At 44.2% G+C, this 16364-nt stretch carries 10 protein-coding genes, 4 tRNA genes and 1 pseudogene; 6 read left to right on the top strand and 9 right to left on the bottom strand.

The features are described from left to right. Window positions 1-66: 66 nt before the first annotated feature. Complete coding sequence (gene dnaQ, locus WAE57_RS01565; RefSeq protein ID WP_337707711.1) at window positions 67-1539, bottom strand: DNA polymerase III subunit epsilon; 1473 nt, start codon at window positions 1537-1539, stop codon at window positions 67-69. Window positions 1540-1761: 222 nt separating this feature from the next. Here dnaQ and WAE57_RS01560 point away from each other — a divergent pair, with 222 nt between their 5' ends. The 6 genes from WAE57_RS01560 to WAE57_RS01535 all read left to right on the top strand — a co-directional run bounded on the left by WAE57_RS01560 (window position 1762) and on the right by WAE57_RS01535 (window position 11916). Continuing rightward, window positions 1762-5025 carry a LysM peptidoglycan-binding domain-containing protein gene (locus WAE57_RS01560; RefSeq protein ID WP_337707710.1) on the top strand — a complete coding sequence of 1088 codons (3264 nt, stop codon included), beginning with the start codon at window positions 1762-1764 and terminating at the stop codon, window positions 5023-5025. 26 nt (window positions 5026-5051) lie between these two features. Next, window positions 5052-6890, top strand: a complete 1839-nt coding sequence (locus tag WAE57_RS01555) for an extracellular solute-binding protein (protein ID WP_337707709.1) — start codon at window positions 5052-5054, stop codon at window positions 6888-6890. 39 nt (window positions 6891-6929) lie between these two features. After that, window positions 6930-7994: a microcin C ABC transporter permease YejB gene (yejB, locus tag WAE57_RS01550; protein ID WP_337707708.1), complete on the top strand. Its 1065-nt coding sequence runs from the start codon at window positions 6930-6932 to the stop codon at window positions 7992-7994. Next, entirely contained in the window at window positions 7994-9007 is a 1014-nt protein-coding gene (locus WAE57_RS01545; protein ID WP_337707707.1) for an ABC transporter permease, read from the top strand. Before yejB ends, WAE57_RS01545 begins: the two co-directional genes overlap by 1 nt. Next, window positions 8982-10571 (top strand): dipeptide ABC transporter ATP-binding protein, encoded by a 1590-nt coding sequence (locus WAE57_RS01540; protein ID WP_337707706.1) that lies wholly within the window; start codon window positions 8982-8984, stop codon window positions 10569-10571. Before WAE57_RS01545 ends, WAE57_RS01540 begins: the two co-directional genes overlap by 26 nt. Window positions 10572-10671: 100 nt before the next feature. Next, complete coding sequence (locus WAE57_RS01535) at window positions 10672-11916, top strand: NADH:flavin oxidoreductase/NADH oxidase family protein (RefSeq protein WP_337707705.1); 1245 nt, start codon at window positions 10672-10674, stop codon at window positions 11914-11916. A gap of 32 nt (window positions 11917-11948) precedes the next feature. On the opposite strand, the pseudogene WAE57_RS01530 reads toward WAE57_RS01535, so the two are convergent. The 8 genes and pseudogenes from WAE57_RS01530 to WAE57_RS01495 all read right to left on the bottom strand — a co-directional run. Next, window positions 11949-12098, bottom strand: a pseudogene (locus WAE57_RS01530) (glutathione S-transferase); the annotation flags it as partial. A 147-nt stretch (window positions 12099-12245) separates the two neighbouring features. Continuing rightward, a tRNA-Glu gene (locus WAE57_RS01525) sits at window positions 12246-12321 on the bottom strand. A gap of 10 nt (window positions 12322-12331) precedes the next feature. Further along, a tRNA-Glu gene (locus WAE57_RS01520) sits at window positions 12332-12407 on the bottom strand. A 127-nt stretch (window positions 12408-12534) separates the two neighbouring features. Further along, the gene (locus WAE57_RS01515; RefSeq protein WP_337707704.1) at window positions 12535-13428 is read right to left on the bottom strand and encodes a hypothetical protein; all 894 of its coding nucleotides are present in this window, start codon (window positions 13426-13428) and stop codon (window positions 12535-12537) included. 321 nt (window positions 13429-13749) lie between these two features. Next, window positions 13750-13825: transfer RNA gene (locus tag WAE57_RS01510), tRNA-Glu, on the bottom strand. A gap of 158 nt (window positions 13826-13983) precedes the next feature. After that, window positions 13984-15417 carry an amino acid permease gene (locus WAE57_RS01505; protein ID WP_337707703.1) on the bottom strand — a complete coding sequence of 478 codons (1434 nt, stop codon included), beginning with the start codon at window positions 15415-15417 and terminating at the stop codon, window positions 13984-13986. A gap of 484 nt (window positions 15418-15901) precedes the next feature. Continuing rightward, the gene (locus WAE57_RS01500; RefSeq protein ID WP_237786797.1) at window positions 15902-16045 is read right to left on the bottom strand and encodes a hypothetical protein; all 144 of its coding nucleotides are present in this window, start codon (window positions 16043-16045) and stop codon (window positions 15902-15904) included. 235 nt (window positions 16046-16280) lie between these two features. After that, window positions 16281-16356: transfer RNA gene (locus WAE57_RS01495), tRNA-Glu, on the bottom strand. Window positions 16357-16364 lie beyond the last annotated feature (8 nt).

The following is a 16364-nucleotide window of genomic DNA, read 5'->3' as shown; positions in this document are numbered from 1 at the left end:
CTTCGAGTTTAACTATAACGTAACTGTTAAACGTTTAAATACAAAAAACCACTAGAAATGTAGATTTTATTTTGCAAAAAGACAAGCTGTTCCATGTTTTTCTGCAAATTGTTTGACCCAATTCTCATGTGCATGCAGTTCTTCGGCTGAAGGTAAAATTACAGGCAGGTCTATTTGCACAGTGGTACGGGCAGTTTGGCCTTGTTGTTGCTCGGCCTCAGTCAGGGTATCCATATCAAAGGAAACCTGACCACCGGTCATGGCCAGATAGACATCCGATAAAATTTCGGCATCCAGTAACGCACCATGGAAAGTACGGTCACGCTGTGGAATTTCATAACGGCGCACCAAAGCATCCAGGGAGTTTTTTTGTCCCGGATGCTTGCTCTTGGCCATGGCCAAGGTATCGGTTACTGCACATACTTCCGATAATGTAACAAAGCCTGCGCGCTTGAACTCCATATCAAGGAAGTTCATATCGAAGGTTGCGTTATGCGCGATAATTTCTGCGCCTTTTAAATAGTCAAACAGCACATCGGCAATTTCTGCATAAAGTGGTTTGTCTTTCAGGAACTCATCTGAAATACCGTGAATATTTTCAGATTCGCCAACAGGTTTTTGCGGATTGATGTAAATATGAATGGAGCTGCCGGTCAGTTTGCGGTTGACCATTTCAATCGCCCCGACCTCAATAATCCGGTCCGTGTCCTGAAAATAGAAACCGGTGGTTTCAGTATCCAGAATCAGTTGACGTGGACCATGAACTTCCTTGGTTCGTGGGGTAATCACGATATGCGGGTGTAGTGGTTTATCCGAAGCAGGTGTTGCGCTTGCTAAAACAGGTTCTGGAACTTCCGCAAGTTGTTGCAAGCTATCTGCCTGATGGTTTTCCTGTTCCGCATTTTCTAAAGCCTGACTGTCTAAGCTTGGATTTTCTAAAGCATCGTTTTCTAAAGCTGCATTCTCCAAAACTTCGCTCTCATCTTGCAGCTCGGCTTCGATCAGGTCGAAACCAAAGGGATCATCTAATAACCAGTCCTTTTCAGCTTTTTTTTTATCCAGCATATCCACTTGTTCTAAGTTAGTTTCGGCAGATGCTAAGGGATTTTTCATAATTTTTAAGGTTTGATCGGCACCCTGATTGGCCAGCTGATCGGCCATTTCGTTGCCTGGATGTCCAGCATGGCCTTTGATCCAGTTCCACTCAATGTCGCGACCCTGACAAGTCGCATCCAGTAATTTCCACAGATCCGGATTTTTGACATCTTTCCAGTTTTTCTTTTTCCAGCCATGAATCCATTCAGTGATGCCTTGTTTGACATATTTGGAATCGGTCCAGATGATCAGCTTGGCATCGCGCGGACAAAACTGAATACCTTCAATTGCCGCGGTGAGTTCCATGCGGTTATTGGTGGTTTCTGCTTCGCCACCATAAATTTTATGCTTTTCTGATTCGGTAATGATATATGCACCCCAACCGCCTAAACCAGGATTGCCACGACAAGCGCCATCGACATAGAGAGTGATTGTTTGAGTCATATAAACCAAATCCGAACGCTAAAATAAGAGTCAAGTTAAACCAAGTGATTGGCATATTGTATAACGCAATTCCACCTTAAAAGTGTATTCCATGGTTATTTTTTAAATTCTTGTAACATTTATAGTGAAATCGCGCTAAATTAATCGCTTGTGTCTACCCCATGCTTCACTACAATGGCAGATCTAAAAAATAAATTTTATACGAGTTGTTTGGATTTTTTTATGTATAAACCAACCGCGATTTTGTGGCAGCCTACATTACCCAATTTTTTAAAAATAACTGTACTGGGTTCAGCTTTAGCTGCTTTGGGACTGACAGGATGTTCCTCAAGTCAGAGTGTAACACATGGCTCAAAATCGAAAATGGTGGGTTCATCCGGATATCTGGATGCCGACAGCTTGGATTCATTGGAAGATTTATTGTCTGCAACAGATATGAGTGCGGTAGAAGGTGACCGCTTGCTGATCTTGAAACATGGTGATGTGTGGAAACGTATGACTGTGGGTTTCAAGATGGATCAGAGCCATTGGGATACGCGTATTGAAGCTCAGCGCGGCTGGTTTGTTTCCCGACAGCCTTATCTGGACCGTTTAAGTGCCCGTGCATCCCGTTATCTTTATCATACCGTGAAAGAAGCGGAACGTCGTGGTTTGCCGACAGAGCTGGCTTTATTGCCGATTATTGAAAGTTCATATGACCCTGCAGCGACCAGTAGTGCAGCAGCAGCCGGGATGTGGCAATTTATTCCAAGTACCGGACGTATTTACGGTTTAAGACAAACCAGTTTGTATGATGGTCGCCGTGATGTGGTGGAATCGACCCGTGCAGCCTATGAGTTTTTAGGCGGTTTATATAACCAGTTTGGGTCATGGGAACTGGCTTTGGCGGCTTACAATGCAGGCCCGGGACGTATCCAGCAAGCCATTAACCGAAATAAAGCGGCAGGTCTGCCTACGGATTACTGGTCACTGAAACTGCCTCAGGAAACCATGAACTATGTGCCACGTTTCTTGGCGGTGGCGCAAATTATTAAGAATCCGAATGCCTATGGGGTGTCTCTACCACCGATTGCTAACCGTCCGCACTTTAGGGAAGTGTCGGTGGGGCCGGTGAGTTTAAATGAAGTGGCATCGGTGACCGGTTTAAGCCGCGCCGAGCTATATCAGTTAAATCCAGGGCATCGTGGTGATTGGATTGATGATCAAAGTCCAATGAAGATTATTATTCCAGCCGATTTAAGTCCTGCTATTGATGCCCGACTTAAAAAGCTCTCGCCAAATTCGGGTACGCTATGGGCAAGCACGGCAAAACCCTTTACTCCGGAAAGAAGCAATCCACCTGAGTTAAATACGCAAGTGATTAATCCGGTAAAAACAGCTCCACCGGCATTAACTGCAAGCACCACCAAAACTTCTCAGCCGGTCAGCAGTACGCCGATTAAAGCAGTAAACCCTGTAACGGTAACTAAGCCTTCGACCACAACCCGTATGGCTACGCCTCAAGGGTCTGATGCCTTGGCATCTTTTGCTGCAAATAGTGATATTCCAAGTGCACCACGTATTCCTGTTGCGGTGAGTCAGGTGGCCAATGTCAAGCTAGTGACTGTAGAGCCACCATTGTCTGCGGCTGAGCGTGAGCAAATTATGGCGGCCGTGAAAGCAGACGGTGAAAATAAAACGGTAGAACAGGTGCTTCAGCCTGTGGCAAGTAAAGCTGAACAGGAAAAAGTGGTGGCAGAAATTAAAGCCATTGCACCGAAAGGCACCGAAATTGTCGATCCATTTGACGGCAAAATTAAGTTAACTGCCATTCAAACTAGCTTGTCAGTGGCTGAGCAGCAAGGTAAGGAGTTAACCAAAGGGTTTGCTTATCCAAAAGGTGTTGCGGAAAATACCAAGCCTGATTCAGATGAAGCTAAACGTAACCAGGGTAAAAATTACGTTAAGACAGATACTGAAATTGTAGTGGTTGCACCGAAAGGAAAACGCAGTACTTATACCGTTCAACAGGGCGATACTTTAGCCGTCATTGCTATGAAAAATGGCCTGAACTGGCGTGATGTAGCCAAATGGAACCAGATTGATCCAAATTCTCCGCTGTACGTGGGAACCAGTATTTATTTATACGATGCCAAACCACAAAGTACAGAGACTTCAGGCAGCAAGTCTAAAGCACACCCGGAAACTTATGTGGTTCAAGCCAATGATAGTCTGACCGGGGTGGCTAGCCAATTTGGCTTATCGGTCAAACAATTGGCAGAGTACAATAATTTGTCGGTCAGCAGTGGTTTGCGGGTTGGGCAAAAATTATCGTTAAAAGAAACTGCGCAAAGTAATTCCGATACTGCTGAAACCAAGACCAATAATTCAAAATCCACTGCCAAAGTGAAGACCAAACCTTATGTGGTTAAGCGTGGTGAATATCTCAAACTGATTGCTGACCGTTATGCCTTGTCCAATCAGGAGTTGGCTGATTTAACCAGCGGGTTAACTGCAGGCAGTAGCTTAATGGTGGGACAAAAAATTAATGTACCCTTACATGAAGTGGCCAATAAGCCAGAAGAAAAAGCGAGTCTAGTTAAAATAGATCCGGTAGTCATTGAGCCATCCTATAAAACGGAAAATTATCAGGTGCAACGTGGCGATACCCTGTCGAGCATTGCAGCTAAATCGAAAATTTCCTTAACCGAATTGGTACAGCTGAATAAATTATCCAACAACAGTGGCGTCCGGGTAGGTCAAACCCTGAAGATTCCTGCAAGTTCAACTGTTCCGGAGAGTTATACCGTGCAATCCGGGGATAGCCTGTCTGCGATTTCGGCCAAATATAATTTAGGCATGGATTATATTGCCAATATTAACGGGATTAACCGCAATACTGGCTTACGCGTGGGACAGCGTTTAAAACTCAGCGGTGAAGAACCCGTCGCAGCAGCTAACAAAGTAGAAGTCAAAGTTGAAAAAGTCAGCTTTGAAAAGAGCGATAGCCATGTGGTGAAACCGGGTGAAACATTAAGCAGCATTGCGAAAAAATACCATTTACAGCTGGATTATTTATCAGCGTTAAATGGTTTAACCCGCAATTCCAGCGTACGTATCGGGCAACGCTTAAAAATAGAGGGTGATTTGCCCCAGCTTGAAACTAAGGCGGAAGCAGCGGTAACAAAAGCAGTGAAATCATCGAAAAGTACCGATGCATATACCGTAAAGTCAGGTGAGTCTTTAAATGCCATTGCCAACCGGGTCGGTGTATCGGTTGCTGAATTGGCAGCAATGAATGATTTGAATGCCCGTGCCGGTTTGCGTGTCGGTCAGCAGATTGTGCTGCCTAAAACTGTGGTTGAATATAAAATCAAACGCGGTGACACTTTGATTGGGCTGGCTAACCGTTATGGATTAGATAAAGATAAACTGGCGGAAATGAATGCGATCAAACCAGATACCCAATTGCGTATTGGTGAAGTGATTAAAGTTCCAAACTTATAATAATGCAAAGACAGGGAGTCATTTAGATGTCATTTGCTATCGCAAAACGCTTGAGTTTTGCCTGTGGGATGAGTCTGTTGACTCAAGGGCTGTGGGCTGCTGTGCAGACTACGCCCTACATTGCAGTACATAGCCAGCCGAAATATGCTGGCTTGTTAGTCATGCCTTATGCCAATGCCCGAGCGTCTAAGGGCGGTTATTTAAGTACCGCCAGCAATGGTACTTTTGACAATCTAAACAGTATGAATGGCAAAGGCAGCTCAACGGACGGGGTGGAATATCTGTTTGATTCGCTGATGTCGAATTCGCTGGATGAGCCGGGGGTAATGTATCCCTTGCTGGCCGAAAAAGTAACGTATGATCCTGATCAAACCAAATACGTCATTTTTCATCTCAATCCCAAAGCGCGTTTTAGTGATGGCAGTGAAGTGACTGCACAAGACGTCAAATTCAGTTTTGATACCTATAAAACCAAGTCTAATCCGGGACTGCAGATGTATCTGGCCGATCTGGATAAAACTGAAGTGTTGTCCAAATATGCGGTCAAGATGAGTTTTAAGTCCGGTAATAATGCGGAAATGCCATTGATTCTGGCGCAGATGCCGATTTATTCAAAAAAAGACTGGCAGCATAAGGATTTTACCCGAGTCACCATGCAACCTATTTTAGGTTCAGGACCGTATTTGATTGACCGTATAGATGCCGGGCGTAGCATCAGCTATAAACGCAACCCCAAGTATTGGGGCAAAGACCTGGCGGTCAATCAGGGGCGTTATAATTTTGACCGTTTGAAGTATGTCTACTACCGTAATTTAGATATTGCTTTTGAAGGTTTTAAGTCGGGCCAATATACCCTGCATGAAGAATTTACCGCGCGTAAATGGGTGACTGAATATCATTTTCCTGCGGTCAAAGCAGGCATGGTGGTGAAATACAGGTTCCAGCATCATAATCCCATTCCAACGCAAAGTTTTGTGTTTAATACCCGCCGTGCGCCTTTTCAAGATATTAAATTTCGTCAGGCCATCAGTTATGCTTACGATTTTGAATGGCAAAATAAGGCCTTGTTTTATGGTCAGTATCAAAGGCTGCAAAGTTATTTTGCCAACAGTGAACTGGAAGCCAAAGGCACGCCCAGCCTTGCAGAGCTGGCGATTTTAAAACCCTATCTAGCCCGACTGAATCCAATTCAGCGGCAGGGGGTTCTGCAAAACTGGAAATATCCGGTGTCGGATGCCAGCGGATTTAACCGCAATAATCTGCTGACTGCACGTCAGCTACTCATCAAAGCCGGCTATACTTTTAAAAATGGCCGTTTGCTCGATACCCAAGGCAAGCCGATCCGGATCGAATTTTTAATTCATCAGGATGGTTTGCAGCGTACCTTGATGCCCTTTATCCGCAATATGAAACGCTTGGGGGTTGAAGTGGCGATCCGCCATGTCGATGTGCCGCAGTATATCGAGCGCATGCGGACCAAGGATTTTGACATGACCACCAACGTGATGCCACAGTCGCTCAATCCGGGCAATGAGCAGGCACAGTTCTGGGGCAGTGCATCGGCAGATCAGCCGGGGAACTACAACTATGCAGGCATTAAAAATCCTGTGATTGATGCGATGGTCCAGCAGGTTATTCACGCACCGAGTCGTGAGCAACTGGTGCTGAGAACCCGGGTGCTGGATCGCTTGCTGCGTGCCGGTTATTATCAGATCCCGACCTATGGTAAGGGTGAAAACTGGTTCGCCTACTGGAACATGTATCATCAGCCCAAGGTAAAACCGAAGCTGTCATCGGGCATTGACTATTGGTGGAGTGATGCCGGGCAAGCGAAAAAAGTCACTCAATATTTACGTCAAAAATAAACAATAAGTCATAACGCAGGCACAAGGAACACTGTTTCGATGGGCATATATATATTAAAAAGACTGCTGCTGATTATTCCAACGCTGTTTTTCATTTTATTGATTAACTTTGTGGTGATCCAGATTGCACCGGGTGGACCCGTTGAGCAAGCCATTCAACAGGCAGAAGCTTTTCAGGGCCTGGGTGCAACGAGTGGCGAAACGGCCAGTGTCAAAGGTAATTATCAGGGTGCCAAAGGTTTAAGTGATGAAATGGTGGAGAAGATTAAAGCTCAATATGGCTTTGATCAGCCTGCGCACATCCGTTTCTGGGACATGCTGAAAAGTTATGCCCATTTTGATTTTGGCAGCAGTTTTTTTAAAGATAAACCCGTCACGCAATTGCTGTGGGAAAAAATGCCGGTATCGCTGTCTTTGGGGCTATGGAGCACTTTGCTGATTTATCTGGTGTCTATTCCTTTGGGGATTAAAAAAGCCCGTCAGCATGGCATGCTGTTCGATAAATCTACTTCGCTATTACTCGCGATTGGCTATGCAGTACCTTCTTTTGTTTTTGCAGTGTTGCTGATTGTATTCTTTGCCGGGGGATCATATTTTCAATGGTTTCCACTACAGGGTCTGGTCTCGGAAAATTTTCACAGCTTAAGCTGGCTGGGCAAAATCAAAGACTATTTCTGGCATATGACTTTGCCTTTACTGGCCATGGTGATTGGCGGTTTTGCCGCATTGACCTATCTGACCAAATATTCCTTTATGGAAGAATTAAACAAGCAGTATGTACTGGCGGCACGATCCAAAGGCTTAAGTGAGTCACGGGTACTGTATGGCCATGTGTTTCGCAATGCCATGCTGATTGTGATTGCCGGTTTGCCTGAAGCGCTGATTGGCATTTTCTTTGTCGGCAACCTGTTTATTGAAATCATTTTCAATCTGGACGGTTTGGGACTGCTCGGGTTTGAAGCCATTCAACAGCGAGATTATCCGGTGATTTTTGGCACTTTGTTCCTGTTTACCTTACTCGGTCTGGTGCTGCGTTTAATCAGTGATGTGTTATATCAGGTGATTGACCCGCGGATTAATTTTGATTCGCGAGGTGCTGAATAATGTCACCTTTAATGCAGGCGCGTTTCAAGCGCTTTCAGGAGAATCGGCTCGGCTTTGCTTGCCTGATTGTGTTTGCCATTATTTTTGTATTGTCGCTGGCTTCAGAATTGATTGCCAACGATAAACCGCTGTTGGTGAGTTATAATCATTCACTGTATGTGCCGGTATTAAAGTCTTATCCAGAAACGACTTTTGGCGGGGTATTTGAAACCGAAGCCGATTATAAAGATCCTGCGGTGCAACAACTGATCAATGCAAAAGGCTGGGCAGTCTGGCCGCTGATTAAATACTCCTATCAAACACCTAACTTGGAACTGTCAGTTCCTGTGCCTTCCGCACCGACTTCACAAAACTGGCTAGGCACCGATGATCAGGGCCGTGATGTATTGGCGCGCATACTCTATGGCTTGCGCGTATCGCTATTATTTGGTTTTGCCTTAACCTTTGCTTCAGCATTGCTTGGCATCGCTGTTGGCGCGATTCAGGGTTATTACGGGGGATGGGTTGATTTATTGGGACAGCGGATTTTAGAAGTATGGGGCGGTTTGCCGATGTTATTCATGGTGATGATTTTGGTCAGCATGTTTACCCCAAACGTCTATTGGCTGTTTCTGATTATGCTGTTATTCGGCTGGACGACTTTGGTGGGATTGGTGCGTGCCGAGTTTTTAAAGGCACGTAATCTGGATTATGTGCGTGCTGCACGCAGTCTGGGCGTCACAGACCGAACCATTATGTTTCGGCATATCTTGCCGAATGCCATGAGTTCCAGCCTGTCGCAGTTACCGTTTATGTTGACCGCAAACATCACCGCACTAACGGCATTGGATTTCTTGGGTTACGGTTTACCGCCAGATGCGGCATCACTCGGCGAGCTGTTGTTACAGGGTAAATCCAACCTGAATTCGCCGTGGTTGGCACTCTCGGGCTTCTTTAGCTTGGCCATTGTCCTATCTTTATTGATTTATATTGGGGAGGCGACACGCGATGCATTCGATCCAAGACGCCAATAATCCAGAAGCGGTATTAACTGTAGAACATCTTAATATTCAGCATCAACAACAGGTTTTGGTGGATGACCTGAACTTTAAGCTGCATGCCGGTGAAACCATTGCCATTGTCGGTGAAAGTGGTTCGGGCAAGTCGATTAGCAGTCTGGCCTTGCTGGGGCTTTTGCCCAGTACTTTGAAGATTCAAGGTCAGGCCTGGCTGGGACAGCAAAATCTACTGGCGCTGAAAACTGAACAGCTGCGCCAAATTCGTGGCCAGAAAATTGCCATGATTTTTCAGGAACCGATGACCGCTTTAAATCCTTTACATCGGGTGGAAAAAATCATTGGTGAAACCTTATTGCTGCAAGGCTGGTCTAAACAGAAGACCCGGGCACGCATTATCGAATTGCTCAAGGATGTAGGGATTCCCGATCCGGAAGATAAATTGCGCCGTTATCCGCATGAGCTTTCCGGCGGGCAGCGTCAACGCGTGATGATCGCCATGGCCTTGGCGCTAGATCCGGATATTTTAATTGCGGATGAACCGACCACAGCTCTGGATGTAACGCTACAGGCACAGATTTTAAAACTGTTGAAATCTTTACAGCAAAGCCGAAATATGGCGATGATTCTGATCAGTCATGACTTAAATCTGGTGCGTCGCTATGCCGATCAGGTGATTGTGATGAATAAAGGTGTGGTGGAAGAACAGGGCAGTGTTACTGAAATCTTTAAACATCCGAAACAAGCTTATACCCGTGATTTGCTCAATCATGATTTTGGTGAAGCGTTGCACATTACAGAGGCTGAAAATTTATTAACTTTAAATCATGTTGCGGTGAAGTTTCCGATCAAGCAGGGATTGCTCAACCGGGTTAAAGATTACTTTGTCGCGGTAGAACCTTTGGACTTGCAGTTAATGCAAGGCGAATCGATTGGCATTGTCGGCGAAAGCGGGTCCGGTAAAAGCTCGCTGGCTTTGGCGATTACCCGCCTGATTAAAAGTGATGGTGAAATTGTGCTGCTCGGCACTGATATAAACCAGTGCAATGAAAAGCAGTTACGGCCTTTACGTGCTGATTTCCAGATAGTCTTTCAAGATCCGTTTAGCAGTTTAAATCCACGTCTGAATGTGGAGCAAACCATTGGGGAAGGTCTGGGCTTAAAAAAATTCTCTGCCATGGAAATATCGCAGCGCATTGATGAAGCACTGGAAAAAGTAGAATTACCGCTGAGCTTTAGAACACGTTATCCGCATGAATTATCCGGCGGTCAGCGTCAGCGTGTCGCCTTGGCGCGCGCTTTGGTGTTGAGTCCTAAACTGCTGATACTGGATGAACCGACCTCGGCGCTGGACCGTACTACTCAGCGGGCGATTGTGAAATTGCTCAGACGTTTACAGCAGGAACATCAGATCAGCTATTTATTTATCAGCCATGACCTGCAAGTAGTGAAAGCATTGTGTCAGAAAGTTTTGGTGCTACGTCATGCACAGGTAATGGAATTTCAAAGCACTGAACAATTATTTTTAAATCCGCAAACTGAATATACCCAGCAACTTATAGAGGCCAGTCAGTATGTTTAAATATACTGACAAGATATATTGTCAGAATAGCTATTGACGGATTGCAGAATATGTTTAGGGTATTAAAGCTAAATAAATACAAATAAATCAGGATTGAGATATGAGCCATCTAGCTGAAGCAACCACCATTCGAAATACCCCTTTTAAAAACAGAATTATCAAAGCTGCGATGAGTGAGGCTTTGGCAAATGATGCGGGTCAGCCCAGCCAGTTGCATTTCAATCTGTATGAAGCTTGGGCCAAAGGTGGTTTGGGCTGTGCCATTACCGGAAATGTGATGGTGGATTTTCGTGCCAAGAATGAACCGGGCGTGGTGGTGGTTGAATCGGAACGTGATTTGGCCAAGCTACAGCAATGGGCAGAACTAGGCAAGAAATATGGCATGGTGCAGCTGATTCAATTGTCTCATCCAGGCCGTCAGTGTCCTAAAGGTCTAAACAAGGAAACCGTTGCACCTTCAGCGGTAGCTTTCTCTCCGATGCTGGCAACCACATTTGGCACACCGCGTGAATTACGTGAAGATGAGATTTACGACATTATTCAGCGTTTTGCCACCTCTGCTCAAATCTGCGAAAAAGCCGGTTTTGAAGGTATACAGTTGCATGGTGCACATGGATATCTGATTAGCCAGTTTTTATCGCCTTTGACCAATAAGCGTCAGGATCAGTGGGGCGGTTCAATTGAAAACCGGATGCGCTTCCTGCTAGAAATTTACAAAGCGGTTCGTGAGACCACCTCGGATCAATTTATCATTTCCGTGAAACTGAACTCGGCCGATTTCCAGCGTGGCGGCATTACTGAAGAAGAAGTAGTTGCGGTCTTTAAAGCGATAGATGCAGCGGGAATCGACTTGATTGAAATTTCTGGCGGAACGTATGAAGCTCCGGCTATGGCGGGCGCGAAAGAAGATAAGCGCAAAGCCAGTACCATAGCACGTGAAGCTTATTTCCTCGATTTTGCCGAGAAAATTCGTAAAGAAGTGCAATGTCATTTAATGGTGACCGGTGGCTTCCGTACCGTAGAGGGGATGAATGCGGCACTCGACAGTGGTGCCTGTGATTTTATTGGTATTGCCCGGCCATTGGCGGTGGAAACCGATTTAACCGATCGACTGATCGCTGGACAGGACGTGCGTTATGCGGTGAATAAAATTAAAACCGGTATTCCTATGGTCGATAAAATGGCAATTATGGAAATTATCTGGTATGCCGCGCAGTTTAAAGATATTGCACGAGGCAAACGTCCAAATCCTAAACTGTCACCGCTGAAAGTTTTCTTGAAATATGCCAAAAATAACATTACTGCCATTATTAAAGGCCAGATTAATTCACGTCGTAGTGCTTAGCGCTACCATGCTTTAGCCCAATAAGACTGAAATTACACAGCAGACCATTGTCCTTTTTCCAATGCACGTTGAAAGGCAGGTCTGCTTTGGATCTGTTGCAGATAACGCTGAATATGCTGTAACGATGCAAATGCCGTATTTGATTGCGTACAGGCCAGTAGCGGAAACCAAAACAACAGATCTACACGCCTAAAATGATCACTGCTAAATAGTTATTTTTTAGATATGTAGCAAAGATCAAGCAATATTGAAATTCAATTCATTTAAAAACAAAAAAGCCTGATTTATGATGATCAGGCTTTTTTGGTGAGATTTTTCAATCTCGAATATGGCGACCCTACGGGGATTCGAACCCCGGTTACCGCCGTGAAAGGGCGATGTCCTAGGCCTCTAGACGATAGGGTCATCTAAGTATTGGCGTCCCTACGGGGATTCGAACCCCGGTTACCGCCGTGAAAGGGCGATGTCCTAGGCCTCTAGACGATAGGGACGTTTCAGAGGTGGGCGTATAATAGGGTGGATAGCAGACCCTGTCAAACCTTTTTCCGGGATAATTTTTAAAAACCCATTCAACTGAATAAAAATAAAACAAATATGTGAAAAGTACTTTGAAATGCACTATTTTTCAGGCATTAAACCTTCAATGATGCTGTTGATTACGGCAGGATGTTGCAAGTAACCGGTAATACTATGCGGGTTTTGAAAGAAGGTGGTAATGGCCTGATTAATGATGGGGGGATCAAAATCGAAGGGCGGTTCAGACAAGGGAAAAGCAGTCAAAAAATCATCTGGGGAATAAAAATTAAACCAGTCACCCTGCAGTTGAGGTGGTCTTGAAATCGGGGTGACGAGTTTTTCCTGAATGACTCTAAAAGCCAGGGGAGAGCCTAAGGTAATAAAGCGCTGAATTCTAAAATGGGGATATTGATGCAGCAGGTTATAGGTAATGACCGAACCGAGGGAATGCGCCACAATAATATGATCTAACTCAGGATGAAGGTAAGACATGATCCGGTGATGGACTTCATGCATGAAGTCTGGATTGGATAAATACAGGTAAGTTTCAATCAGGAATTTACGGATAAATGTTTCATGCAGCTTGGGATAATGATTCAGAAATAGTGCCAGTTCTTTAAAGGTATGGTCTCTGGTGAGCGCGCTGAATACACTTAGGCGCTGGGTAAGTGATTCAGAATGTTCCGGATTAAAGATGGGTAAGGAGTGAATACAGGGTTTGTGTTCCTGCACCATGGTGTCGTTATGTCGCAAATGAAAGGGAAGATGTAAATGTGCAATAGACTTGGGTAAAAAAGTATCCAGATCCAGGCTGTTATATAAATGATGTTTGCTGAGCAAGTCTCCATAAAAGGGGAAACGTATTTCCAGAGAGTTAAGATCTATATTTTGCTGGGAATTGCGTAAGCCTGTCTGAAAAGCAGATAGCCAATGTTGTTTTAATGAGGGTTGATCATAATTCTGTTGATTCATGCCGTGAATAAAAATGATTTTCATACATGGTCAGAGTTTTTATAGAGGTGATTCTCTTGCTTTAGCTTAAAAAAAAGACCGGTACTTGACCACTCTTTTTATGTGTTAGTTTTGCTTATCATAAAAAATAGCTGTGATAGCAGGTCTTCTTATAAAGATCTGATCGTTAAAAATTTAAGGAGATAATAATTGCTACAGGCTGCTTTTGTGCAATCACTTTTAGCAGATATTAAAGAGAGAATGGCTTAAAAAAATAGATAAAACGAGTCGTTATCATGCAAACTAAAAATCTGCGATGGAATAATAATGAGAATTAAATTTTGGAAAATCGTATGGAGCGATATATGGCGACCCTACGGGGATTCGAACCCCGGTTACCGCCGTGAAAGGGCGATGTCCTAGGCCTCTAGACGATAGGGTCGTTAGGAGGTGATGCGTATATTATGGAGTTTTCAGCGGACTGTCAAACCTGTAATTGTGTTATTTTTATAATATTGAATTAATTGCATAAAAAATGACAAGTCTGCAAGAAAAAAGCGCAGTTATTACACTGCGCTTAATTGATCATACAAGCAGGCATTAATTTTTATTGTGATATAACCAGTAATAACTGGCATAGCAAGCGGCCATAAACAGTAAGCAGCCAATAAAACCTGACAGCATTTCAGGATCATAGGCCATACTTAGACCTGTGGCTGTACAGCACACAAAACCAAGAATCGGCACCAGCGGAAACCACGGGGTACGGAATTTAAGTTCTGCAACACTATTGCCCTGCTTCAACCATTGGCGGCGGAAGTTAAACTGACTCCAGCAGATACTCATCCACACAATCACCATGGTGAATGCCGCAACACCCATCAGGTTTTTAAAAATAACATCTGCACCAAATTGTTCAGACAACAATCCTGGCAAACCGCCAATCATGGTGACCCAGATCGCAATGACAGGAACGCCTGATTTACTCACTTTGGCAAAGATACGTGGCAGCTGGTTTTGTGCAGCCAAAGCCCACATCATGCGTGAAGCGGCATACAGGCCTGAGTTTGCAGTAGAAAGCAAGGCAGTAATAATCACAAAACGGATGATATCCACTGCATAAGGGATGCCCATCAGGTTAAATACCGAGACAAATGGGCTGCTGCTTAAGCCTTCACCCTGAGCGCCAGCATTGAGACCTGCATCGGTATAAGGAAGTAGTGAGCTGATCACGATGATGGTACCGACAAAGAAAATCATCAAACGCCATACCGCAGCATGAATTGCTTTAGGGACATTTTTTTCAGGATTTTCTGTCTCACCCGCGGCAATACCGATCATCTCGGTACCATTAAAGGCAAAGTTAACAATCAACAGTGTGCTGAAAAGCGGAATCAAGCCATTGGGTAACCAGCCGTGTTCAGTCAAGTTGCTGAACAGTGGTGCAGATTCGTAACCCTGGAATGGAATAAAGCCAAAAATACTGCCGAAACCGAGAATAATAAATACCAGCACGGTCGCGACTTTGATCATCGATAGCCAAAACTCGGACTCGGCAAAAGTACGGGTTGAACTCAAGTTTGAAATGAGTACACCGCTGGCAAAAATCAGGGTCCATAACCAGATGGAGGTTTGCGGGAACCATTCCTGCATCAGAATGGCGGCTGCGGTGAATTCTGTACCTAAAGTGGCTGACCAGCCCAGCCAATACATCCAGGACACCATATAGCCTGTACCGGGGCCAATATAGTTTGAGGCAAATGCACCAAAAGAACCGGATACCGGTAAATGTACAGCCAGTTCGCCCAGGCAAAGCATGACCATATAAGCGATTAAACCACCAATGATATAGGCAAGTACTGCACCAAGTGGCCCGGCTTGTGAAATAACTTCACCAGAGCCCATAAACAGGCCTGTACCAATGGCACCACCAAGTGACAACATAATGAGGTGACGTGTAGACATGGCTCTTTTGAGCGATGGCTTACGCTCCTCGGCAGGCGAATGCTGTGAAGGTTGGGTAGGAGATTGCATAAAATAAATAATAGGTTGAAAGTACTATTTTAAGTGTTTGTTCGATGAGTTTTCAAATAAATCATTTTTTGCTGATGATTATTGCCTCATTAGGCTTCTCTCATAAATTATTTTAGAAACTAAAAATTGTTCGTAAAGCCAAAATTGAAAATAGATTTCAGTCGATATTAGATTCATGAGTGTGGCATGGATGCCACACATTTCCCATCCCTTGCACTGCATTTTAAAGCAGTGCTTAAAACTGACTCAGGATGCCGTGTATGGGAAATAAAAGGTTTTTCTTGCGGACTCAAAATATATTTTGAGATCCTCATTTTGACCTTTCAAAAGTAGAGAGATTGCCTACGAAAAGGTAAAAAAATTAAATCAATCAAATGAGGCCGTGCTGATTTAAAAAAAATCTAATATTGAACATTTTTGATTTATGAAAGAGATCTATTACAGCTGTAGATTTAAAAAAAGACCACATTTAGTGGTCTGGTGTCTAATATTTCTGCGGCTGGGGTGCCGGAGTTGTGGTTGTGGTATTTGCCGGATTTTTGCTTTGTTCTTCATCTTTGCTGGCGAGATATAAATATACAGCTGAAGGCAGCAGAATCATTAAAACAATAAAAACTTTTTTCAACATAATGGCTTTTTCAACCTGATGATTTGAGTATTGACCGGAATAAGTTGATCTTCACATGTAAATTGCGATAAACCAAGCCATAAGTACAGTGCTCAGACGATCAATCTGCAAAAAACTAAAATTTTAAAACTATAAAATTAAAATATAGTTGTGCTTAAGCAGCGATTGATATCAAAAGAATGAAAATAGAATAAAGAAATTGAAGTGTTGAATTAAAACAAGAAGAGAAAATAGATGGCGACCCTACGGGGATTCGAACCCCGGTTACCGCCGTGAAAGGGCGATGTCCTAGGCCTCTAGACGATAGGGTCGTTTAGAA

Origin of the sequence: Acinetobacter sp. NS-4 (assembly GCF_037402435.1) — a bacterium.
Lineage (GTDB): Bacteria > Pseudomonadota > Gammaproteobacteria > Pseudomonadales > Moraxellaceae > Acinetobacter.
The sequence above is the reverse complement of the archived record's forward strand: the minus strand, read 5'-3'. Positions and strand labels throughout refer to the sequence as shown.